The sequence below is a fragment of the Arthrobacter sp. USHLN218 genome (assembly GCF_037144715.1).
Taxonomy (GTDB): domain Bacteria; phylum Actinomycetota; class Actinomycetes; order Actinomycetales; family Micrococcaceae; genus Crystallibacter.
Genome location: NZ_JBBCYT010000001.1, coordinates 741639 through 764475, shown reverse-complemented (window position 1 = coordinate 764475; position 22837 = coordinate 741639). Strand labels below are relative to the sequence as shown.

General features: G+C 68.4%; 22 protein-coding genes. 4 read left to right on the top strand and 18 right to left on the bottom strand.

Going from position 1 to position 22837, the window contains the following annotated elements; genetic code table 11:
- Positions 1 to 7: 7 nt before the first annotated feature.
- The 4 genes from miaB to WFH44_RS03345 form a co-directional block, all read right to left on the bottom strand.
- Positions 8 to 1528, bottom strand: coding sequence for a tRNA (N6-isopentenyl adenosine(37)-C2)-methylthiotransferase MiaB (gene miaB / locus WFH44_RS03360; protein WP_336711700.1), 1521 nt, complete (start codon positions 1526 to 1528; stop codon positions 8 to 10).
- 125 nt (positions 1529 to 1653) lie between these two features.
- Entirely contained in the window at positions 1654 to 2109 is a 456-nt protein-coding gene (locus WFH44_RS03355) for a regulatory protein RecX (protein ID WP_442892862.1), read from the bottom strand.
- 104 nt (positions 2110 to 2213) lie between these two features.
- Positions 2214 to 3272 carry a recombinase RecA gene (gene recA / locus WFH44_RS03350; RefSeq protein ID WP_336711698.1) on the bottom strand — a complete coding sequence of 353 codons (1059 nt, stop codon included), beginning with the start codon at positions 3270 to 3272 and terminating at the stop codon, positions 2214 to 2216.
- A gap of 206 nt (positions 3273 to 3478) precedes the next feature.
- Positions 3479 to 3700, bottom strand: a complete 222-nt coding sequence (locus WFH44_RS03345; RefSeq protein ID WP_336711697.1) for a DUF3046 domain-containing protein — start codon at positions 3698 to 3700, stop codon at positions 3479 to 3481.
- Positions 3701 to 3762: 62 nt separating this feature from the next.
- On the opposite strand from WFH44_RS03345, the gene WFH44_RS03340 reads away from it, so the two are divergent.
- Entirely contained in the window at positions 3763 to 4221 is a 459-nt protein-coding gene (locus tag WFH44_RS03340) for a MarR family winged helix-turn-helix transcriptional regulator (RefSeq protein ID WP_336711695.1), read from the top strand.
- Positions 4222 to 4396: 175 nt separating this feature from the next.
- Here the strand turns inward: WFH44_RS03340 and WFH44_RS03335 are convergent, their stop codons facing one another.
- The 6 genes from WFH44_RS03335 to dapA form a co-directional block, all read right to left on the bottom strand.
- On the bottom strand, positions 4397 to 4837 hold the full coding sequence (locus WFH44_RS03335) for a helix-turn-helix domain-containing protein (protein WP_275116362.1): 441 nt from the start codon (positions 4835 to 4837) through the stop codon (positions 4397 to 4399).
- A gap of 160 nt (positions 4838 to 4997) precedes the next feature.
- A complete protein-coding gene (locus WFH44_RS03330; protein ID WP_336711693.1) occupies positions 4998 to 5492 on the bottom strand; it encodes a CinA family protein in 495 nt (164 codons plus the stop codon).
- 3 nt (positions 5493 to 5495) lie between these two features.
- Positions 5496 to 6086 (bottom strand): CDP-diacylglycerol--glycerol-3-phosphate 3-phosphatidyltransferase, encoded by a 591-nt coding sequence (gene pgsA / locus WFH44_RS03325; protein WP_336711691.1) that lies wholly within the window; start codon positions 6084 to 6086, stop codon positions 5496 to 5498.
- Positions 6087 to 6107: 21 nt separating this feature from the next.
- Positions 6108 to 8957, bottom strand: a complete 2850-nt coding sequence (locus WFH44_RS03320; protein ID WP_336711689.1) for an FtsK/SpoIIIE family DNA translocase — start codon at positions 8955 to 8957, stop codon at positions 6108 to 6110.
- Between the two features lie 93 nt (positions 8958 to 9050).
- Positions 9051 to 10742 (bottom strand): ribonuclease J, encoded by a 1692-nt coding sequence (locus tag WFH44_RS03315; RefSeq protein ID WP_336711688.1) that lies wholly within the window; start codon positions 10740 to 10742, stop codon positions 9051 to 9053.
- 8 nt (positions 10743 to 10750) lie between these two features.
- Complete coding sequence (gene dapA, locus WFH44_RS03310; RefSeq protein ID WP_336711687.1) at positions 10751 to 11662, bottom strand: 4-hydroxy-tetrahydrodipicolinate synthase; 912 nt, start codon at positions 11660 to 11662, stop codon at positions 10751 to 10753.
- Between the two features lie 150 nt (positions 11663 to 11812).
- Between dapA and WFH44_RS03305 the strand changes: the two genes are divergently transcribed.
- Positions 11813 to 13003 carry a heparan-alpha-glucosaminide N-acetyltransferase domain-containing protein gene (locus WFH44_RS03305; protein WP_336711685.1) on the top strand — a complete coding sequence of 397 codons (1191 nt, stop codon included), beginning with the start codon at positions 11813 to 11815 and terminating at the stop codon, positions 13001 to 13003.
- A 42-nt stretch (positions 13004 to 13045) separates the two neighbouring features.
- On the opposite strand, the gene WFH44_RS03300 is transcribed toward WFH44_RS03305, so the two are convergent.
- The 6 genes from WFH44_RS03300 to WFH44_RS03275 are packed head-to-tail and all read right to left on the bottom strand — an operon-like array spanning position 13046 to position 17006.
- On the bottom strand, positions 13046 to 13537 hold the full coding sequence (locus tag WFH44_RS03300) for a hypothetical protein (RefSeq protein ID WP_336711684.1): 492 nt from the start codon (positions 13535 to 13537) through the stop codon (positions 13046 to 13048).
- Positions 13530 to 14288 (bottom strand): 4-hydroxy-tetrahydrodipicolinate reductase, encoded by a 759-nt coding sequence (dapB, locus tag WFH44_RS03295; RefSeq protein WP_336711683.1) that lies wholly within the window; start codon positions 14286 to 14288, stop codon positions 13530 to 13532. Before dapB ends, WFH44_RS03300 begins: the two co-directional genes overlap by 8 nt.
- Before the next feature lie 16 nt (positions 14289 to 14304).
- Positions 14305 to 14736, bottom strand: coding sequence for a molybdenum cofactor biosynthesis protein MoaE (locus tag WFH44_RS03290; protein ID WP_336711681.1), 432 nt, complete (start codon positions 14734 to 14736; stop codon positions 14305 to 14307).
- Positions 14726 to 15313, bottom strand: a complete 588-nt coding sequence (locus tag WFH44_RS03285) for a MogA/MoaB family molybdenum cofactor biosynthesis protein (RefSeq protein WP_442892855.1) — start codon at positions 15311 to 15313, stop codon at positions 14726 to 14728. The genes WFH44_RS03290 and WFH44_RS03285 overlap by 11 nt, the downstream gene beginning before the upstream one ends.
- Positions 15310 to 15795, bottom strand: a complete 486-nt coding sequence (gene moaC, locus WFH44_RS03280) for a cyclic pyranopterin monophosphate synthase MoaC (protein ID WP_429595811.1) — start codon at positions 15793 to 15795, stop codon at positions 15310 to 15312. Before moaC ends, WFH44_RS03285 begins: the two co-directional genes overlap by 4 nt.
- Positions 15792 to 17006, bottom strand: coding sequence for a molybdopterin molybdotransferase MoeA (locus tag WFH44_RS03275; protein WP_336711679.1), 1215 nt, complete (start codon positions 17004 to 17006; stop codon positions 15792 to 15794). The genes moaC and WFH44_RS03275 overlap by 4 nt, the downstream gene beginning before the upstream one ends.
- A 401-nt stretch (positions 17007 to 17407) precedes the next feature.
- Between WFH44_RS03275 and moaA the strand changes: the two genes are divergently transcribed.
- A complete protein-coding gene (moaA, locus tag WFH44_RS03270; RefSeq protein WP_336711678.1) occupies positions 17408 to 18502 on the top strand; it encodes a GTP 3',8-cyclase MoaA in 1095 nt (364 codons plus the stop codon).
- On the top strand, positions 18503 to 18769 hold the full coding sequence (locus WFH44_RS03265; RefSeq protein ID WP_336711677.1) for a MoaD/ThiS family protein: 267 nt from the start codon (positions 18503 to 18505) through the stop codon (positions 18767 to 18769). It begins immediately after the preceding gene.
- Positions 18770 to 18937: 168 nt separating this feature from the next.
- On the opposite strand, the gene WFH44_RS03260 is transcribed toward WFH44_RS03265, so the two are convergent.
- Together WFH44_RS03260 and WFH44_RS03255 are read right to left on the bottom strand one after the other, a co-directional pair.
- Complete coding sequence (locus WFH44_RS03260; RefSeq protein ID WP_336711675.1) at positions 18938 to 20245, bottom strand: M16 family metallopeptidase; 1308 nt, start codon at positions 20243 to 20245, stop codon at positions 18938 to 18940.
- A 66-nt stretch (positions 20246 to 20311) separates the two neighbouring features.
- Positions 20312 to 22582 (bottom strand): polyribonucleotide nucleotidyltransferase, encoded by a 2271-nt coding sequence (locus WFH44_RS03255; RefSeq protein WP_336711822.1) that lies wholly within the window; start codon positions 22580 to 22582, stop codon positions 20312 to 20314.
- Positions 22583 to 22837: the final 255 nt, after the last annotated feature.

Genomic DNA, 22837 nt, shown 5'->3' with positions numbered 1-22837 from the left:
CGGCGGGTCAGCTGCGCACGGGCAGCGCCGGCATGCCCAGCGAAACCGCCTTGCCGCCCGCCGTCGTTGCCGCCGCCGGCGCAGCGCAGGAGTCTGCCTGCGACCGGTCCCACGCGTCCCCCGCCCGCGAACGGCGCACCGAGTAGTCTGCCGGCACCGGATCGGCGATGAGGTGGAAGGGCGCGGCCTCGGTTACCGTCACGTTGACCAGGTCCCCGGGGCGCGGCACTGCCGCTCCCTCGGGCACCGAGAAATGGACCAGCCGCTGGTCCCGTGAACGGCCCGAAAGCCGGTTCGTCTCGCTGGCCTTGCGCCCCTGCTGGGCTGTAACCAGCACCTCGACCTGCGTGCCGACCTGCTTGGCGTTCTCCTCGGCGGAGATTCGGTCCTGCAGGGCGATCAGCCGCTCGTACCGCTCCTGCACCACGGACTTGGGCAGCTGCTCCGGCAGGTCCGCGGCAGGAGTGCCCGGCCGCTTGGAGTACTGGAAAGTGAACGCCGTGGCGAATCGGGACTGTTCGACGACGTCGAGCGTTGCCTGGAAATCTTCCTCGGTTTCGCCCGGAAAACCCACGATGATGTCGGTGGAGATGGCGGCGTGCGGAATGCGATCGCGGACCTTGTCCAGGATGCCCAGGAACTTCCTGGACCGGTAGGAGCGGCGCATGTCCTTGAGGACTTTGTCGGAGCCGGACTGCAGCGGCATGTGGAGTTGGGGCATGACGTTGGGTGTTTCGGCCATCGCCTCGATGACATCGTCGGTAAAGGCGGCCGGGTGCGGGCTGGTGAAGCGGACGCGCTCAAGGCCGGCGATGTCCCCGCACGCGCGAAGCAGCTTTGCGAAGGCTCCCCGGTCGCCGAACTCCACACCGTACGAGTTCACGTTCTGGCCGAGAAGGGTCACTTCGATGGCGCCGTCGTCCACCAGGGCCTGGACCTCGGCCAGGATGTCGCCCGGTCGCCGGTCCCGTTCCTTGCCCCGGAGCGACGGGACGATGCAGAAGGTGCAGGTGTTGTTGCAGCCGACGGAGATCGATACCCAGCCCGAATACACGGCATCCCGCTTGGTGGGCAGGGTGGAGGGAAAGACATCGAGCGACTCGAGGATTTCCAGTTGCGCCTCGTTGTTGTGGCGCGCACGCTCAAGGAGAGCGGGCAACGAGCCCACGTTGTGGGTGCCGAAGACCACGTCGACCCAGGGCGCCTTCCGCAGGATGGTCTCGCGGTCCTTCTGTGCCAGGCAGCCGCCCACTGCAATCTGCATGCCGGGACGGCGTTCCTTCACCGGCGCCAACTGCCCCAGGTTGCCGTACAGCTTGTTGTCGGCGTTTTCCCGCACCGCACACGTGTTGAAGACAACGACATCGGCCTGCCCGTCCGTCGCTTCGACCAGGCCGGCGTTTTCCAGGAGCCCGGCTAGGCGCTCGGAATCATGCACGTTCATCTGGCAGCCGAAGGTGCGCACCTGATAGGTGCGCCGTTCGGCACTCGAAACAATCGGATCGGGGGCAGGGAAGGTCACGCTCACGTCTTAAGGGTAAGACCTTCCCCGCCAGCCGCCACAATCCACTGCGGCGGCAATGTCCCCGCCGGCCCGCGGCCGGGAGGGAGGTCGCGCTGCCAGCAGCCGAGAGCCAACGCAGTCCGCGGACCTCAGTCTTCCTGCGCGGCGTCCAGTTCCTCGGACACAACCCTGAAAGCGACCGCGGGAGGGTAGCCCTTCCTGGCCAGCATGGATGCCAGCCGTCGGGTGTGCTTGTCCTTGATCTGCCGCTCGCCCAGGTCCCAGTCAGGCCGGATCTTCCGGCGCACCAGGTCCCTGGCGCCGGCCAGTTCGTCGTCCGGACTGAGCTGCTCGAGTGCCTCCTCTGCCAGCTCCGGCGCGATGCCCTTGTCCGCCAGTTCGCGCTTCAATGCACCGCGCGCCAGGGACTTGGTCTGGAACCGGCTCCGGACCCACATCCGGGCGAACTCGGCATCGTCGATCAACTGAAGCTCTTCGAAACGATCCAGGACGGCCGCGGCAACCTCTGCCGGGACGTTGCGGTCGGCGAGCTTACCAGCCAATTGCCGACGGCTCCGCGGCCCCATGGTCAACTGCCTGAGGATGATGGACCGCGCGACGTCGCCGGGGTCGGCCTCAGGGGTCAGGTCTGCCGGGGAGTCGGGAGTCGGCTCCTGTCCTCCCCGGCGGCTTCGGCCCTGCACGCGGCTCAGAGGCCGTCCACGGCCTTGAGCTTCGGTTCTTTAGCGGCCCCTGCCGAGCCCTCTTCCGGCTTGTCGATGCCGAGCTTCAGCCGGATGCGCCGCTCGATCTCGTCAGCCAGGTCCGGGTTGTCCCTCAGGAACTTCCGGGAATTCTCCTTGCCCTGGCCGAGCTGGTCGCCGTCATAGGTAAACCAGGCGCCGGACTTCTTGCAGATGCCGTGTTCGACGCCCATGTCGATCAGGCCGGACTCGCGGGAGATGCCCTGGCCGTACATGATGTCGAACTCCGCCTGCTTGAAGGGCGGAGCCATCTTGTTCTTGACGATCTTGGCGCGGGTGCGGTTGCCGATCGGGTTGGACCCCTCTTTGAGGGTCTCGATCCGGCGCACGTCGATGCGGACCGAGGCATAGAACTTCAGGGCCTTGCCGCCGGTGGTCGTTTCCGGGCTGCCGAAGAAGACACCGATCTTCTCGCGGAGCTGGTTGATGAAGATGGCCGTCGTCTTGCTTTGGCTCAGGCGGCCGGTGATCTTCCGGAGGGCCTGGCTCATCAGGCGGGCCTGGAGGCCGACGTGGCTGTCGCCCATTTCGCCTTCGATCTCGGCGCGCGGCACCAGGGCAGCCACAGAGTCGATCACGATGATGTCCAGCGAGCCGGAGCCGATCAGCATGTCCATGATTTCGAGGGCCTGCTCGCCGGTGTCCGGCTGGGATACCAGCAAGGCATCCGTGTCCACACCCAGCTTCTTGGCATACTCGGGATCCAGCGCGTGCTCGGCGTCGATGAAGGCAGCGATCCCGCCGTTGCGCTGGGCGTTGGCCACAGCATGCAGCGCCACGGTGGTCTTACCCGACGACTCCGGACCGTAGATCTCGACAACGCGGCCCCGCGGCAGGCCTCCAATGCCGAGCGCGACGTCAAGGGCGATGGAACTGGTGGAAATCGTTTCGATCGGGGCACGCGTCTCGTCGCCAAGACGCATCACGGAGCCCTTGCCGAACTGCTTGTCGATCTGCGCGAGTGCTGCTTCCAAAGCCTTCTCGCGGTCCGGTGCTGCGGCCATTATTCACCTCGGTTTCTTCAGGCCCTGCGGGCCGTGTTCTTCGCTCGCTTCGACCGTATCGCCCCGCTCCGACAGAATGCGCAGCCGCCGTGCGGCTGTGGACAATTCATCGATGCGGCGCCGGTTCCCGGCTCTGTGTAGGAGCATAACCGCCCCGGGGGACAGATTCGAACATATCTGCGAATATTCGTGGGGCGTGTCTTCTTTCAGCGCGACGGCTTGACGTCGCGGCCCAAGCGCCGCGCGGCTGGCACTTCCTGCATCTCGCAGACGGCCAGCCAGACGGTCTTCGGCGGGACCCCGGCCGAGAGGGCCTCGGCTGCGGTACGACCGCCGAGCATCGTGAGGACCAGGTCCGAGGCCAGGACCCTCGAATAGCCGGAACCGAACTCCTCGTCCATCAGCCGCCAAAAATCACTAAGTCGCACGCTGATATCTTCTCACGGCTGCAGTCCGGCCGCAGTCGCCGGCGGCTCACTAGAATAGCGTCATGACCGGACAGGATTCTGCGCGGCAGGATGAGGACTTCCAGAGCGCCATCGACTCGCTGGAGCAGCAACTGAGCATGCTCTGGCGCCGCGCCCGCGCCAACTCCCACCGCGTGGCGCGCGAAGTCCATCCCGACATGGAACCGGCCGCCTACGGGCTGCTGACAGTGCTGCAGCGGGAGAAGTCCATGCGGTTGACCGACCTGGCCGCCAGCATTGGCGTCGGCAAGCCGTCGGTCAGCCGCCAGGTGGCCATGCTGGAGCAGCTCGGCCTGGTCAGCAAGGAAACCGACCCCTCGGACGGCCGGGCCCAGTCCATATCGCTCACGGAACTGGGCCTGCAGAAACTGAAGTCGGCACAGTCGGCCAGGAGGTCCGCCTTCGTCTCCCGCCTCGAAGACTGGTCCGTCAAGGATCTCAATTCTCTGGCCGGGCTGCTGGACCGGCTGAACCGCTCCTGATCCGGGCGGGCCGAAACCGCCGCCGGCGTGGCGCCACGCCACGGTGGCGCCGGTGGCTTTTCCGGCGGTCCCAAACCGCGCCCGCCCGGCCAGGAACACCCAGGAACCCGGTGTCCGAACGCGGAAGAGCCGGGCACAAGGTGCCCGGCTCTTCCCGGCATACGGCCGGCTGGCGTCAGGAACGTGCCGAGGCCAACCCCCTGCTGAGGTCTTCAGGCAGTTCGTCCGGAATCTCGGCGACGAATTCACGCGAAAGCTCCTGCGGGACGGTGTCCGGAATGACAACGCCTTCAGCCTCCGCAACCCGGTCACTGACCTCGCGCAGCATCAGGGACAGCGGTACGTCCAGAGCCGAACAGATGGAGGACAGCAGCTCGGAGGAGGCCTCCTTCTGGCCGCGCTCCACTTCACTCAGGTATCCAAGGGAAACACGAGCGCTGTGTGAAACTTCACGCAGGGTGCGGCCCTGACGCTGGCGTACGTCGCGCAGGACGTCGCCGATTTCGTGGCGTAGCACTACCATCTTGCGCTCCTTCTTTTCCCGTTGTGTCTCGTCGGACAGACCCACATCACGCCAACGGACAACCCCGTTCACGGATACGGGTTGCTTGACCATTTGTATCGCCTTACTCCCTCTGTGTACGCGGGTTCTACCGCGTTTTCTAAAGCTTATGGCAACAACCTTGGAAGTTGCTGCCACCTTGGATAACTATCTGGAACATTAATTTGTTCCCCGGCCACCTCACCGGCGGCTGGTGCGAAGCAACGAACCGGTGTCAACCCGCCGAGGCGGTGGCGGATTCGACGGCCTCCAGCAGCGCGGACAGGGCGGCATCCCTTGCCTGCTCCCGGATCCTTGCTCGGTCACCGGCGAAGGAGAAAGCGGCGGCATGGGAACCGGCCGCGGTGGCGACGCCGACGTAGACGGTGCCCACGGGTTTGCCGCCGTGCGGTTCGGGCCCGGCGGCCCCGGTCGTGGCCACCGCGATATCTGCCTCCAGGCTGCGGCGCGCTCCCTCAGCCATCTCGCACACCACCTGCGGATCGACGGCCCCGTTGCGCTCCAGCAGCGACGCATCCACGCCGAGGAGGCCGGACTTGACGTGGTTCTGGTAGGAAACCACTGCGCCCTGGAGGGCGCCGGAGGCACCGGGGACGGTTGCCAGCGCTGCCGACACCATCCCCGCCGTGAGCGATTCCGCCGTCGCGATGGTCAGTCCCTTCGCCACCGCCGCCAGGATGACCTGTTCGGAAAGGTTCTGCCGGTCCACGGCTCAGTTCCCCCGCCCGGCCGCCCGCAGGCGCAGGGCCTTGATCACATAATCCGCGCCGGTCACGACCGTGACGGCCACAGCGACGAGCATCACGATATTGGCGACGACGACGGCCCAGTCCCCCAGCCAAGTCCCCAGGGGCAGCAGGTAAAGGAAAATTGCCAGCGTCTGGAGCACCGTCTTGAGCTTCCCGCCGCGCGAGGCCGGCATGACGCCGTACCTGATGACCACGAAGCGCAGCAGGGTGATGCCGATTTCGCGGACCAGGATCACGACCGTGATCCACCACGGAAGCTCGCCCAGGACGGAGAGCAGGATCAGCGCCGAGCCGATCAGCAGCTTGTCCGCGATCGGATCGGCAATCTTGCCGAAGTTCGTGATCAGCCCGCGGCTCCTGGCCAGGTCCCCGTCGAGTTTGTCAGTGTAGATGGCGACCGCGAAAACGAGGACGGCGAGCCAGCGCAGGAGACCGTCGTTGCCGTTGTCAGCCAGCATGAACCAGATGAAGAACGGCACCAGCACGATGCGGATGGTGGTGAGGACGTTGGCGATGTTGAGGGTCGGTACCGGGCTGGCAGGCGAATCAGTCACGTCCCCACACTACCGAACCCGCTAACGTCCGGTGAGGCTCCAGGCGTCTTCGCCACCCGACTCGCCGTCGTCGTCGTAATAGTCCACCGCCTGCGGGCGGGCGTCCAGATCCTCGGCCACGAGGTCCCGGGGGCCGTCGAAACCGTGGTTGGCGTTGGCGTTGTCCGCCAGGGCGGCGGTGCGTGGATCGGCTGCCGCCGGTGCGGACGGGTCCGCCGGGGGCGGTCCGTCTCCCCGGATGGCGGCCAGTGTGGCGGCCAGGTCATCCGGCTGGACCAGCACGTCGCGCGCCTTCGAGCCCTCGGAGGGGCCCACCACTCCCCTGGACTCCAGCAGGTCCATCAGCCGGCCCGCCTTGGCGAAGCCGACGCGCAGCTTGCGCTGGAGCATGGAGGTCGAGCCGAACTGCGTGGTGACCACGAGCTCCGTGGCCTGCAGCAGCACATCGAGATCGTCTCCGATATCGTCGTCGATCTGCTTTTTCGGCGCCTCGACGGCGACGTCCTCGCGGTACTCGGCCGTCAGCTGGCTCTTGACGTGCTCCACGACTTCGTGGATCTCGGATTCCGAGACCCACGCGCCCTGCACACGCATCGGCTTGGAGGCGCCCATCGGCAGGAAGAGCGCGTCACCCTGCCCGATCAGCTTCTCGGCGCCGGGCTGGTCCAGCACGACGCGCGAGTCCGTGACGGACGAGGTGGCGAACGCCATGCGGGACGGAACGTTGGCCTTGATCAGGCCCGTGACCACGTCCACCGACGGGCGCTGGGTCGCCAGCACCAGGTGGATGCCGGCGGCGCGCGCCAGCTGCGTGATGCGCACGATCGAGTCTTCGACGTCCCGCGGAGCCACCATCATCAGGTCCGCGAGCTCGTCCACGATCACCAGCAGGTACGGGTAGGGCTTGATAACCCGCTGCGAGCCCTCCGGCGGAACCACCTTGCCGTTCCGCACGGCCTTGTTGAAGTCGTCGATGTGCTTGTAGCCGAAGTTCGCCAGGTCGTCATAGCGGGTGTCCATCTCGCGGACCACCCACTGCAAGGCCTCGGCCGCCTTCTTCGGGCTCGTGATGATCGGCGTGATCAGGTGCGGGACGCCTTCGTACGCGGTGAGCTCCACGCGCTTGGGGTCCACCATCACCATGCGCACCTCATCCGGCGTCGCACGCATCAGGATCGAGGTGATCATCGAGTTCACGAACGAGGACTTACCGGCACCCGTGGCACCGGCGACCAGCATGTGCGGCATCTTGGCCAGGTTGGCCACCACGAAGCCGCCCTCGACGTCCTTGCCGACACCCATGACCATCGGGTGCTCCGTCTTGCGCGCGTTGTTCGAGCGCAGCACGTCGCCGAGCGAGACGGTCTCCCGGTCCGTGTTCGGGATCTCGATGCCGATCGCCGACTTGCCCGGGATCGGGCTGAGGATGCGCACGTCCGAGCTGGCGACGGCGTAGGAAATATTCTTCGAGAGCGCGGTGACGCGCTCGACCTTCGTCCCCGGGGAAAGCTCGATCTCGTAGCGGGTTACCGTCGGGCCTCGGGAGAAGCCGGTCACCTTCGCGTCCACCTTGAACTGGTCCAGGGTTTCGGTCAGGGCATTGACGACGGCGTCATTCGCCTCGGACCGTTCCTTCGACGGCGGCCCGGGGGGCAGGAAGTCCGACGGCGGCAGCGTGTACGTCACGTCGCCCGAGAGCTGCAGCTGCTCCGTGCGCTGCGGAATCGGGGTCGTGGGAGGCTGCGGCTGTACGGGGTTGGCAGGCACCGGCGGCACGGCGGGCGCGGCCTGCGGCAGTACCGGAAGGGCTTCGGTGGCGCCCTCCGGCAGCAGGCCCTGCTCCCGTTTGAGCTGTTCCGCCGCCAGTTCGGACTGCGTGGGGCGCCGTACTCCCGGCGGCACCTTCGGCGTCACCGGGACCGTCGGTACCGGACCGGTCACCGGCCCGTCATCGATCACCGGCGTTTCGAACGCCTCGTCCCCGTAGAAGCCCCCGTCGTCGTAATCCCCCTTCTCTTCAGCCGGCTTCTCCCGGCCGAAGACGCGTTTGCGCTGCTTCTTCTGCTTGGGCCGCTCGGGCTCGTCGCCATACAAGTAACTCTGGTCGTGCTCGTCCCCGCGCTGGGGACGCTCCGCCGGTTCCTGCCCCATGAGCTTCTCGTAGACGGCGCGCAGCCGGGCCGGGATATGCCGGAACGGGGTCGCAGTGACGATCAGGAGGCTGACGAAAGCCAGCAGCGAGTAGATGGCGACGGGCAGGACCCAGGTGATGGTCGCCAGCGGCGAGGAGATGAGGAAACCCACCATGCCCCCGGCGGCCCAGAGCGCGTCCAGGCCGTCCGCGAGGGCGGGCTGGCCGCCGATGACGTGGGCCAGCCCGGTGCCCGAAAGCGTCATCAGGGTCAGCCCGATGGCGATGCGGTTGTTGCCGGCGACGTCCTCCGGGCTGCGCATCAGCCGGACCGAGAAGACCAGGAGGAACATCGGCAGCAGCAGGGCCATCCAGCCGAAGGTGCCGCCGAAGACCGCATGGACGACGTCGGCGAAACCGCCCTTGAGCGCCCACCATTCGACGGCGGCGATCATGACCGCCAGCAGCAGCATGAAGAAGCCCGTGCCGTCGCGGCGCAGTTCCTTGTCGGGAAGCACGTTGGGGCCGAGTTTGCGGACACCGGCAGCCACCAGGTGGGCTACGCCCATCCAGGCACCGCGGACCATCCGCAGCGGCAGCGGCAGCGGGTCCTCGGCCGGCAGGTCAATGGCCTTGGTCTTGGCGGTGGAACGCCCAGACGATGAGCGCGCAGTACTGCCCGAGGTCTTACCGCGCGACTGCTGGGTGCCTTTTTTGGCAGGGGAAGTTCGAGTCGCCATACCGGAAAGACTACCTGCCGAGGCCGTTCGGCGGCGGGATTGACCTACCGGTCAGCGCACGGGTGTCAGCCGGATCACGCCCCGCCGCGGGGCTCAGGCCTCCAGCACCACCGGGACGATCATCGGCCGGCGCCGGTGCCGCTTGTTGACCCAGCTGCCGATGACCCGGCGTACCACTTGCTGGAGCTGGTACGTGGTGTGATCCTTGCTGCTGACCACGGCTTCCTCGAGCGAGGCGATGATCTGCGGCTTGATGTTGTCGAACACCGAGTCGTCCTCGGCGAACCCGCGGGCGTGGATTTCCGGGCCGGAGACGATCTTTCCGGTGCTCCGGTTGACCACGCAGATCACCGAGATGAATCCCTCTTCGCCCAGGATGCGCCGGTCCTTGAGGTCCGCGTCGGTGATCTCGCCGACGCTGGATCCGTCCACGTAGACGAACCCGCACTCGATCTGGCCGACAATCCTTGCTTTACCGTCCGCCAGGTCCACGACCGTGCCGTCGTCCCCGAGCAGCACGTTCTCCGCGGGGATCCCGGTGGCCCGGGCCAGTTTGCCGTTGGCGATCAAGTGCCGGGTCTCGCCGTGGACCGGCATGGCGTTGCGCGGCTTCAGGATGTTGTAGCAGTACAGCAGCTCGCCGGCGGCCGCGTGCCCGGAGACGTGGACCTGGGCATTGCCCTTGTGGATGACGTCCGCGCCGAGCTTGAGCAGGCCGTTGATCACCCGGAACACGGCGTTCTCGTTGCCGGGGATCAGCGACGAGGCCAGGATGACCGTGTCCCCCGCCCCGACCTGGATGCGGTGGTCCCCGTTGGCCATCCGGGACAGCGCCGCCATGGGTTCCCCCTGCGAACCCGTGGACATCAGGACCACCCGGTCGTCCGGCAGTTCCTCGACGTTCTTCAGGTCCACGATCGTGCCGGCGGGAACGTTCAGGTAGCCCAGCTTCTCGGCGATCGCCATGTTCCGGACCATCGACCGGCCCACGAAGGCGACATGCCGGCCGTGGGCGGCCGCGGCGTCGAGCACTTGCTGCACGCGGTGGATGTGCGAGGAGAAGGAGGCAACGATGATGCGTTTTTCGACCTGGCCGAAGAGCCGCTCCAGGACCGGCCCGATCTCCTTCTCCGCGGTGGTGAAGCCCGGGACGTCTGCGTTGGTGGAGTCCGCCATGAAAAGATCGACGCCCTCTTCGCCCAGCCGGGCGAACGCGCGCAGGTCCGTGATGCGGCCGTCGAGCGGCAGCTGGTCCATCTTGAAGTCGCCGGTGTGCAGTACATTGCCGGCCGCGGTACGGATGAACACGGCCAGCGCGTCCGGAATCGAGTGGTTGACCGCGACGAATTCGCACCCGAACGGGCCGAACCGCTCGACCTGGCCTTCGGTAACGGTGATGGTGAACGGCCTGATCCGGTGCTCGGCGAGCTTCGCCTCGACCAGCGCCAGCGTCAGCTGCGAGCCGATCAGCGGCAGGTCTTCGCGCAGCCGAAGCAGGTAGGGCACGGCCCCGATGTGGTCCTCGTGGCCGTGCGTGAGCACCACGCCGACGATGTCGTCGAGCCGGTCCTCGATGTAGGAGAAGTCCGGCAGGATGAGGTCGACACCGGGCTGGTACTCCTCGGGGAACAAAACCCCGCAGTCCACAATCAGCAGCTTCGAATCGATTTCGAACACGGCCATGTTCCGGCCGATCTCCCCGAGGCCGCCCAGCGGGACGATCCGCAAGGTGCCGTCGGCGAGCTCCGGCGGGGTGCGCAGCTGTGAAATTGTGGATTCGCTCATGCTGTTGGTCAGGCCTCCAGGTTCCAGCCGGCCTCTTCGAGGTCTGCGCGGATCGGTGCGATCTCGGCGTCGGTCGGCTCCACCAGGGGCAGGCGGACCACCGAGTTGGACAGTACGGACTGCCACTTGAGGATCAGTTTGGCCGCGACGGCGCCCTGGATGTGGGACATCACCGCGCGCTGCACGGGGTCCAGCTCGAAGTGCAGGCGGCGGGCGGTGGCGAGGTCGCCGGCCAGCATGGCGTCGACGAGCGCCCGGTACTTGGCGGTCGCCACGTGCGCGGTCACGGACACGACACCGACGGCACCGGCCGCCATCAGCGGCAGGGTGAGTCCGTCGTCGCCGGAATAGACGTCCAGGTCCGTGTTGGCCAGCACGCGGGTGGTCTCCTGGTAGTCCGCCTTGGCGTCCTTCAGGGCCACGATCCGCGGGTGTTCCGCGAGCCGGTAGAGGGTCTCGGTTGCGATCGCGATCCCGGCCCGGCCCGGAATGTCGTAAACCATGACGGGCAGGTCCGTGGCGTCCGCCACGGCTTCGATGTGGGCGCGCACGCCGGCCTGGCTCGGCTTGTTGTAGTAGGGCGCGGTGACGAGCAGCCCGTCCACACCGAGGTCCGCCGCCTGCTTGGAGAGCCGGACGGAATGCCGCGTGTCGTTCGTGGTGGAGCCGGCGATGACCTTCGCACGGCCGCCGACGGCCTCTTGGACCGTCTTGAACATGCCCAGGTTCTCTTCGTCGGTCAGGGTGGAGGTCTCCCCCGTGGTGCCGGTGACGACCAGGCCGTCGCAGCCGTCCTCGACAAGCTTCTCCGCGAGTTCCCCGGCCTTGCGGTAGTCCACCTCACCGTCCTCGGTGAAGGGGGTGACCATGGCGGTCACGAGGGTTCCGAAAGTGTATTCGCGGGCAGTGGACTCAGACATACAGGAAACGTTACCGTGCCGGCCTGCGTTTCCAGCAACGGCGGCCCCGAGTTTCGCATCACGACGGCGCGCGCAGGGACCCGCCCGCGGCCTCCGGCGACGTACGGCCGCCAGCGCGGCATGGCAGGGCCGCTGTGAGATTATCGGTCCATGGCATCCACACAGACCGGCCGCCGCCTCGCCGGCATCGATGCGGCGCGCGGCTTGGCGCTGCTGGGCATGATGGCCACCCACATCTACCCCCTGTGGACGCAGGGGGCGGATCCGCAACCGAACTTCACCGGCCTGGTGCTCTCCGGCCGTTCCTCCGCACTGTTCGCCGTGCTGGCCGGAGTGGGGCTGGCCCTGCTTTCCGGCGGCAGCAAACCACACTACGGGCGCGCCCTGCTCGCCGACCGCGGGGGCATCGCGGTGCGGGCGGCGCTGATCGCGGCCGTCGGCCTGATGCTCGGCACGCTGGAGGTCAATATCGCGGTCATCCTGGTGCACTACGCCGTGCTCTTCTGGTGCGCGCTGCCGTTCCTGCAGCTGAGGCTCCCGGTGCTGGCCGCGTGGGCTGCGGCCTGGCTGGTGCTCTCCCCCGTCGCCGCCTACCTGATCCGGGGCGGACTTGGGGCGACGCTGGATCCGTCGAGCCTGGGACACAATCCGAATGTGCTGGACGTCTTCACACCAGCGACGTTCCTGGCCGACATCTTCGTAACGGGCTTCTACCCTGTACTGCAGTGGCTCAGCTACATCCTGGTCGGGCTCGTCATCGGCCGGCTCGAGATCCGCAGGACGGTGGTGCAACTGTGGCTGCTGGCCGGCGGGCTGGCGGCCGCCGCCTTGGGCAAGGCCGGTTCCGCCCTCGTGATGGGGCAGCTAGGCGGCTTCTTGGCACTCGCATCCACGGAAGCAGCGGAGCGGCCCGACCTCGGGCTGATCTACCAGGTCAACCTCGGCTGGGTCGACATGGACGACTCCTGGTGGTGGCTCGGGGTGGCGGGTCCGCACTCGGGCACCACCTTCGACCTGCTGCATACCTCCGGCACGGCGGCGGTGGTCCTCGCCGTCTGCCTGCTGCTGCCCAGCCGCCGGCCGAGGCTGCTGCTGCCGCTCTCGGGCGCGGGAGCCATGACGCTCTCGCTGTACGCGGGGCACGTGTGGCTTATGAGCATCATGCCGGACGGAGCCGCAGCCCCGTCCGACCACGTGCTCTACTGGGGCCAGGTCATCGTCGCGCTGTCGGTCGGCACTGCGTTCAGTGTCCTGTCCCTCCGGGGACCGCTGGAGCTGGTGACGTCCTCCGCCTCGCGCCTGACCCGGAACTCCCTGCGCGGCAACCGCCAGCTCCGCTAGGGCCTTCGGCCGGGTCCTTCCCCTGCAGCGGAAGGACCCGGCTCAGCCCTGCCGGCTGAGCGAGATCGCGTGCCGCATTGACTCCCGGGCGCGCTTGCGGTCCCGGGCGGCGTCATAGGCGCAGGAAAGCCGGAACCAGCTGCGCCAGTCTTCCGGCGCGGCCTCCGCCTCCGCCTTGTATTTCTCGAACTCGGCGTCCGCCGCTTCCTGCACGATCCGCCCGCCGGGGGTGCGCGGCAGGTTGTCCGGCGGCAGCCCTCCCTCGGCCTCCAGCACCTTGGCCAGCCGGGACATCCGGGCCCCGAAGAGCACTTCCCGGATCAGCGCCCAGGCACCGACGAGCGGGAGGATCAGCAGAGCGGCGCCGATCGCCTTCGCGATGAGCTGCGGGTCCTGCAGGAGCAGCCACGCCCGGTGCACGGTCAGCGACATGTAGGCCAGCAGCAGCAGGATGATGACGGAGACCCAGATCTTCTCGCCGTGCCGCGCATACCAGGAGACGGTGCGCTCCGTTCCGCCCGCCGGCTCAGTCATTGAGGTCAAGGTAGCCGTCCAGCCCGTAGGTCAGGCCCGGATGCGCCGCCACCTGGCGGACACCGAGCAGGACCCCCGGCATGAAGGAGGCGCGGTCGAAGGAATCGTGCCGGATGGTCAGCTGCTCGCCCGGCCCGCCCAGCAGCACTTCCTGGTGCGCGACCAGGCCGCGGAGCCGGACGCTGTGCACCTTGACGCCGTCGACATCCGCGCCGCGGGCCCCGTCCAGCGACTTGGTGGTGGCGTCCGGGCTGGCCGGTACGCCGGCCTGGGCACGGGCGGCCGCAACCAGCTGCGCGGTGCGCACGGCGGTGCCCGACGGCGCGTCCACCTTGTCCGGGTGGTGCAGTTCGATGATCTCGACCGACTCGAAGTAGCGCGAGGCCTTCGCCGCGAACGCCGAGGCCAGCACGGAACCGAGGGCGAAATTCGGCGCAATCAGCACGCCGGTCTGCGGGGTCTCCTCCAGCAGCGCGGCCAGGGACCGGCGCTTGGCCTCGTCCCATCCGGTGGTGCCGACGACGGCGTGCATGCCGTGCTCGACGGCGAAGCGTACGTTCTCCTCGGTGCTGTCCGGCGTGGTGAGGTCGACGACGATGTCCGCGCGCGCCTCCGCCAGGGTCTGCAGGCTGTCCGAACGGCCCAGGGCCGCCACGAGCTTCATATCTTCCGCGGCGTCAACGGCCTTGACCGCCTCCGCGCCCATCCGTCCGCCGGCGCCCAGCACGGCCACCGCCCATTGTTCAGTCATGGTTTCCAGCCTATCGTTACTGGCCGATGCCCACCCATTCGGTACTGCCGTCGGCGAAGCGCTGTTCCTTCCAGACCGGCACCCGTTCCTTCACCGTGTCCACCAGTTCGGCCGCGGCCGCGAAAGCGGCCGCACGGTGGGCCGATGCGACGGCGGCCACCAGCGCCGCATCCCCGATCTCCAGCGCCCCGGTGCGGTGCGCCACCCAGATGCGCACGCCGTCGTACTTCTGCGCGATCTCCGCGGCGACGTCGGCAATGACCCGCCCGGCCGACGGGTGGGACGAGTACCCCAGCGCCGCCACAGCCTGGCCGCCGTCGTGGTTGCGGACCACGCCGCTGAAAGTGACCACGGCTCCGCACTCGGCGGACTCCGCCGCCGCCATCGCGACGGCGACGTCGAGCGGCTCCGCCGTGACCTCGGCGTGCAGGACCTCGCTACTGACCATCAGGACCTCCGGTGTGTTGTGCGGGGGCGGCCGGATGCCCGGCGTCGCGCTGCCCCGCAAGTTGTGTGCAAATATGTTCCAGAATCGGCGCCAGGACGTCCAGCCCGTCCCGCACGCCGCCGGCCGATCCCGGCAGGTTGACGATGAAGGTCCGGCCCGAGACCCCGGCCAGCCCTCGGCTGAGCACCGCCAGCGGCGTTTTGGCCGCGCCGGCAGCACGCATCGCCTCGGCGACGCCGGGAAGCTGCTTCTGGAGGAATCCCGCGGTCATTTCCGGGGTCAGGTCGTCCGCCGTGATCCCGGTGCCGCCGCTGGTAATGATCACCCCAGGTGCCTCCTCCAGCAGGGCGGCCAGCGCCTCCCGGACCGGGGCGCCGTCAGGCACCACGCGTACCGGAAGCGGGGCGAACCCCTGTTCCTGCAGCCATTGGCTGATGATCGGTCCCGTGCGGTCCGGGTAGGAACCGGCCGCCGCGCGGTTGGAAGCGATAACGACGCCGGCGGTGCGGTTCACGGCGAGGGGAGCCTTGGGGTCGGGTATTGCGGGCAGCGGCGCGGAAGCGTCTGCCGCGCTCACAGCGACCAGTCCCCGCTCTTGCCGCCGGACTTGGCCAGCACCTTGATGTCCCCGATCACGGCGTGCTTGTCCACGGCCTTGATCATGTCGTACAGGCTGAGGGCCGCGACCGAGGCGGCCGTGAGGGCCTCCATTTCGACGCCGGTCACGCCGCGGGTGCGAACGGTCGCCTCGATCCGCACGTCGCGTTCGCCCGGATGGAAATCCACGGTGACCTTGCTCAGCGGCAGCGGGTGGCAGAGCGGGATCAGCGAGGGAGTCTGCTTCGCTGCCATAATGCCGGCGATCCTGCTCACGGCCAGGGCGTCCCCCTTGGGCAGCCCGCCGGAGACGAGCAGTTCGACCACGTCCGGCCGCATGCTCAGCACGGCCTGGGCGGTCGCTTCACGCGTGGTTTCCGGCTTGGCGCTGACGTCCACCATGTGGGCGGAGCCGTCCTCGCGGACATGGGTCAGCGCGGCGGTTGTTTCGGAGTCCTTCATAGCAGCCATATTTCCACGTTTTCGCCGGCCGCGGCCGAGCCCGTGTCCACGGGCAGGTGCACCAGCGCGTTCGCATGCGCCAGCGCGTGCAGCAGGTGGGACCCCGCGCCGCCCACGAGGCTGACCGCCGCGCCGTCGTAATAGCCCCGCCGGACCTGGTGCTTGCCCTTCGGGGATTCCACGGCCTCGGCCAGCGGCACGCGCAGCGAGGTCCGGGGTGCCGGGGCGCCCAGCACTTCGCTCAGCGCCGGCCGCAGGAACATCTCGAAAGAGATGAGGGAGCTGACGGGGTTGCCCGGGAAGCCAAGGAAGGCGACCGAGTCCACGGTGCCGATGGCCTGCGGGCCGCCCGGCTGCATCGCGACGGATTCGAACCGCACGTCCTCGGCGGCCAGCGCCTGCTTGACGACTTCGAAGGCGCCCTTGCTGATCCCGCCCGATGTCACCAGCAGCTGCGGGCGGTGCTGCCGCAGGTCCTCGCGCAGCCGTGCCCCGAAGGCTTCCGGCGAGTCGGCGAGGATGCGGCTGCCGGCCACGTCCGCGCCGGCCTGCGCCAGCGATGCGGCCAGCAGGGTGTTGTTCGCATCGAAGATCTGTCCCGGTGCGGGTACCGTGCCGGGCGGAACCACCTCGTCCCCGGTGCTGAGCAGCAGCACGCGGAGCCGCGGCAGCACCGGAACCCGGTCCAGGCCGAGCGCGGCCAGCAGGCCCAGCTGCGGAGCATCGAGCCGGGTGCCGCGGCGCAGCGCCAGGGTTCCGGCGGCGATGTCGCTTCCTGCCGGCCGGACGAACTGCCCGGCCGGGACGCCGGCCGGCAGGGTGACGGTCTGTCCCGCGCGGAACGGCCTGAAGCCGTCCGGCCGGGCCTGTTCAATGGGGACGACTGCGTCCGCCCCGGGCGGCAGCATCGCCCCGGTCATGACGGGGAGCGCCGTCCCGGGCGGCAGCGGCGGGGCCGGGTGGCCCGCGGCTACGGTCTCCCCCACCGGGAATTCGGTGCCGGCATCCGTGGCCGAGCTGGCCACGGCGTATCCGTCCATCTGCGAATTGTCGAACGGCGGCAGGCTCACAGGCGCCGTGATGTCCCGGGCGAGCGGCCGGCCGACGGCCTGCAGCAACTCCACGGTCTCCGCATCGCCCGCGAGGTCCGCCAGCGCTGCGCGGAGCAGCTCCGTGACCGCGTTCCGGTGCTCGGCTACCGATCTTGCCACCCGCGTCTCCCTTCCCTCTGGTGCCATCCTAGGGCACCACCTCCGCCGCCGAAGGGCCCATTCGTCAGCCCGCGCCGCGCACCGGGTAGACGGCCGCCTCGCGGGCCTGCATGGCAAAGAAAATCCGGCGCCCGGACCGGAGGTCCAGCTCCGCGGCCGCGTCGGGGGTGGCCTCGGCGGCCAGCTGGCCGGCCCGGACGGGACCTGCTCCCCCTCGATCCAGCGTCGAACCGTGTCATCGCTGGCGCCCAAAAAGCCTGCGGCGTGGGAACTCTTATTTGCATCACAGAAGCCGCCCTGAAGCCGCAGATGCGCCAGCATCACATGCAGCGCCTCCGCGGCAAACGCGAGCACCGCCGTCGCCCCCTGCAACGGCGCCGCACCTGACGTACCCTCGATACATGAGCGTTGAGTTGGGCATGCCCCGGGTCCCCGGGAGGTCCCCTGAACCGGCGCGCCCGCCCGGCGCCGGACCGGACCTGGTCGACAGGTTCGGGCGCCGCGCCACAGACCTGCGGATCTCGCTGACCGACAAGTGCAACCTGCGCTGCACCTATTGCATGCCCGCGGAGGGTCTCGACTGGCTGGCCAAGGAGCAGGTGCTCGCCGACAGCGAGATCGTCCGCCTGGTGCGCATCGGCGTCGAACACCTCGGCGTCCGCGAACTGCGCCTCACCGGCGGCGAACCCCTGGTCCGCGCGGGCCTGGCAGACATCATCGGGGCAGTCCGTGCCAACCATCCGGACCTGCCGGTCTCGCTGACCACCAACGGCCTCGGCCTGGACAAGAAGGCGCGCGCGCTCAAGGATGCCGGGCTGACCCGCATCAACGTATCGATGGACACACTGCACCCCGAAACCTTCGCCCGGCTGACGCGCCGCCCGTTCCTGGACCGCGTGCTCAACGGCATCGACGCCGCCCGCGACGCCGGACTCGGGCCGATCAAGATCAACGCCGTCCTGATGCGCGGCATCAACGACCAGGAGGCGCCCGGCCTGCTGGACTGGGCCGTGACCCGCGGCTACGAACTGCGCTTCATCGAACAGATGCCCCTGGACGCGGACCATGGTTGGACCCGGCAGGACATGATCACCGCCGCTGAAATCCGCGGGCTCCTCGAGCGTGCCTTCATCCTGAGCCCCGACCCCCGGCAGCGCGATGGCGCGCCGGCGGAGCGCTGGGAAGTACGACGGCGGAACTCGCCGGAGGACCTTATCGGCACGGTGGGCATCATCGCCTCGGTGACGGAACCGTTCTGCGCGGACTGCAGGCGCACCAGGATCACCGCCGAGGGCAAGGTCAGGTCCTGCCTCTTCTCGCACGAGGAAACAGACCTGCGGGACCTGCTCCGCAGCGGCGCGGGCGACGAAGCCGTCGCCGACCGCTGGCGCGCCGCCATGTGGGCCAAACCGCGGGCGCATGGAATGGACCATACGGGCCTGGACAGCGCCGACTACGTCCAACCCGACCGCAGCATGAGCGCGATAGGCGGCTAAATGATCATCAGGTATTTCGGCGCCGCACAGGCGGCAGCCGGCATCGGCGAAGAGACCCTCGACCTGCCGAACGGCAGCACCCTCGGAGAGCTCCTGCGGCTGCTGGCGGAACGCCATGCCGTCCCGGCCTCGTCCGGCGCGCCCGAGCTGGCCACGGTCATCAACCGCAGCAGCTTCCTCGTCAATGAGCTGGCCGCGCGGGACCGGGCGATGAAGCTCATCGACGCGGATACGATCGACATCCTCCCGCCCTTCGCCGGAGGGTAAGGCCTCATCCGGGACGGCCGGGCTGGCCGCTAGGCTGCCGCCCGCCAGGCTGCCCCTTAGGCTGTCCGCCCGCCAAGCTGCCGGAGCGGGGGACGCAACGTGGTTCTTAAAGGTCTGTGGCCTCCCGCTTCCGCAGGAGGCCACAGACCTTTAAGGACCCGAGGATCCTCAGAGCCCGAAGTCGGCCGGGCTGTCGAACGGCCCGACCACGGTGATGGTGCGCGGAGCGGCGGCCAGCTCGGCCGCCAGCGCCTGCACCTCGGCCGCGGTGACGGCCTGGATGCGGTCCAGCGTCTCGTCGGCGTCGAGGAACTCACCGGTCACGAGTTCCGCCCGGCCGAGCCGGGACATCCGGGAGCCGCTGTCCTCGAGGGCCAGGACGATGCCGCCCGAGAGCTGTCCCACGGCCTTGCGCAGTTCCTCGTCGGTGATGCCCGTGGCGGCGAGCTTGTCCAGCTCGGCCCCGAGCAGCCCGATGACCTGCTTGGTCTTGGACGGTGAGCAGCCGGCGTACATCCCGAAGTACCCGGCGTCCGCGTAGGCGCCGGCGAAGGAGTAGGTGGCGTAGACGAGTCCCCGCTTCTCGCGGATCTCCTGGAACAGCCGGGAAGACATGCCGCCGCCGAGCACGGCGTTTAGCACGCTCATGGCGAACCGCCGCGGGTCCGTCGCGACGATGGACTGGCAGCCCATCACGATGTTGACCTGTTCGACCGGACGACGATGGACGTGGATGCCGGAGATGGAGTTGATCGGAGCCGCTTCCGTCGGGCGCCGCTCGACGGGTTCCGCGCCCGGGTCCAGGACCCAGCCCGCACGCTCCAGGGCCTGCAGGACCAGCGCGCATACCTCGTCGTGATCCAGGCCGCCGGCAGCCGTGACCACCAGTTCGTCGGGGCGGTAATACCGCTCGTAGTGCTCCCAGACCGCCTGCCGCGGCACCGCCATGATGGCCTCGGGGCTTCCGCCGATCGGCCGGCCGAGCTCGTGCCCGGCCAGCACCGCCTCCACGAACTTCTCGTGGCAGACGTCGGAGGGATCGTCATTGTCCATGGCGATCTCCTCGAGGATGACGTGCCGCTCCTGCTCAAGCTCGTCCTTGTCGAGGACCGCTGACGTCACCATGTCCGCGATGACGTCGATGGCCATGGGCAGGTCCGTGTCCAGCACCCGCGCGTAGTAGCAGGTGTTTTCCTTCGCCGTGGCCGCGTTGGATTCGCCGCCGACCTCGTCGAAGGCCGAGGCGATGTCCAGCGCGGTGCGGTTCCGGGTGCCCTTGAACAGCAGGTGCTCGAGGAAGTGGGTTGATCCGAAGTGGCCTTCGGCCTCGTCCCTGGACCCGACGCCGACCCAGAACCCCAGGGTTGCCGAACGCATCCCGGGCATGGCTTCGGTCAGGACCCGGACACCGCCGGGCAGCACGGAACGGCGGACGATAGCGTTGTCCTGGCTGCTTTGCCGGATTTCCAGGGGCATAGCGGAACTCCCCGCCGCCGAGCCTTGCTCTGCAGCGGGGAGTTCCCGGTCAAATGCTTCAGGCATTTAGTCGTCGGAGCCTTCCGCAGGTTCCTCGGTCTGCTCGCGCCCGCCCTGTGCCTCGGCGGATTCCTCGGCCACGACCGGGGACAGGGAGAGCTTGCCGCGGTCGTCGATCTTGGTGATCTCGACCTGGACCTTCTGGCCCACGGAGACGACGTCGTCGACGTTGTCCACGCGCTTGCCGCCGGCGAGCTTGCGCAGCTCGGAGATGTGCAGCAGGCCGTCCTTACCCGGAGTCAGGGAGACGAAGGCGCCGAAGGTGGTGGTCTTCACGACCGTGCCCAGGTACCGTTCGCCGACCTCGGGGATCTGCGGGTTGGCGATGGCGTTGACCGCTGCCCGGGCAGCTTCGGCAGAGGAGCCGTCGGTCGCGCCGATCAGCACGGTGCCGTCGTCCTCGATGGAGATGTCCGCACCGGTGTCTTCCTGGATCTGGTTGATCATCTTGCCCTTGGGGCCGATGACCTCGCCGATCTTGTCCACCGGGATCTTCACGGAGATGATCCGCGGGGCGAACTCGGAGAGCTCGTCCGGGGTATCGATCGCCGCGTTGATCACGCCGAGGATATGCAGCCGTGCCTCGCGGGCCTGCTTCAGCGCCGCCGCGAGGACCGAGGCGGGGATGCCGTCCAGCTTGGTGTCGAGCTGGATGGCGGTCACGAATTCGGACGTTCCGGCAACCTTGAAGTCCATGTCGCCGTAGGCGTCTTCGGCACCCAGGATGTCCGTCAGCGCGGCGTAGCGGGTCTCGCCGTCGACCTGGTCCGAGACCAGGCCCATGGCGATGCCGGCAACCGGCGCCTTCAGCGGCACGCCCGCGTTGAGCATCGACAGCGTCGAGGCGCAAACCGAGCCCATCGAGGTGGAGCCGTTGGAGCCCAGCGCCTCGGAGACCTGGCGGATGGCGTACGGGAACTCCTCGCGGGAGGGCAGCACCGGAACCAGGGCGCGCTCGGCGAGGGCGCCGTGGCCGATTTCGCGGCGCTTGGGCGAACCCACGCGGCCGGTCTCGCCCGTGGAGAACGGCGGGAAGTTGTAGTGGTGCAGGTAGCGCTTGTGCGTGACCGGGGACAGCGAGTCGATCTGCTGCTCCATCTTGAGCATGTTCAGCGTGGTCACGCCCATGATCTGGGTTTCGCCGCGCTCGAAGATGGCGGAACCGTGCACCCGCGGGAGCACCTCGACCTCGGCGGTCAGCTTGCGGATGTCCGTCAGGCCACGGCCGTCGATGCGGACCTGGTCCTTCAGGATGCGCTGGCGGACGACCTGCTTGGTGAGGGAGTTGAACGCGGCGCTGATTTCACGCTCGCGGCCGGCGAAAGCGGAGTCCTCGGAGCCGGCAAACTGCGCCAGGACCTCGGCCTTGAATTCGTCGGCGGCGTCGTTGCGGGCCTGCTTGTCGGCGATGGAGAAGATCTCCGCCAGCTTGCCGGCGGCAGCGGACTCGACGGCGGCGTAAGCGTCATCTTCGTAGTCCTTGAAGACCGGGAACTCGACAGTCGGCTTGGCGGCACGGGCCGCGAGGTCCGACTGGGCCTCGCACAGGGCGCGGATGAACGGCTTGGCAGCCTCCAGGCCCTCTGCCACGACCTCTTCGGTCGGCGCAGTGGCGCCCTCGTCCTTGATCAGGCTCCAGGCGTTGTCGGTGGCTTCGGCCTCGACCATCATGATGGCAACATCGTCGCCGTTGGCGTCGGCGACCACGCGTCCGGCAACAACCATGCTGAAGACGGCGCGTTCCAGCTCCGAGTGCTTCGGGAAGGCAACCCACTGGTCCTCGATCAGGGCAACGCGGACGCCGCCGATCGGGCCGGAGAACGGCAGGCCGCTCAGCTGGGTGGACATGGACGAAGCGTTGATGGCAACGACGTCGTAGAGCACGTCCGGGTTGATCGACAGGACCGTCACGACGATCTGCACCTCGTTGCGCAGGCCCTTGATGAAGGCCGGGCGCAGCGGGCGGTCCATCAGGCGGCAGGCCAGGATGGCTTCCGTGGACGGACGCCCCTCGCGGCGGAAGAAGGAACCGGGGATGCGGCCGGCAGCGTACATGCGCTCCTCGACGTCCACGGTCAGCGGGAAGAAGTCGAAGCCTTCGCGCGGCGACTTGCCGGCGGTCGTCGCCGAGAGCAGGGCGGTGTCTTCGTCGATGTAGACCATCGCGGAGCCGGCGGCCTGCTGCGCAAGGCGGCCGGTTTCAAACCGGACGACGCGCTGGCCGTAGCGGCCGTTGTCGATAACGGCTTCGGAGAACTGGATTTCGGGACCCTCCAAGAGAGCCACCTCCGTTTCTTTGGTGGCGGAGGAAACCGGCACCGCCGCCAGGCTTGCCTGCCGGCCTTGGTGGTCGGCGCCTGGTTGCGGCCGTCGGGCCGGATCAACACCCGGTCTTCGATCGAGACGCCCGGGGCGGCGCTGCGCTGCAGCTGCCACCCGGAGGTCACTACCGAGGACCGCGAATGCTGACGATGCCGGTCAACTCCTGTTGATGTAATTGTGGTGGTGCAAACAGAAGGCGGCTCCCCCAGG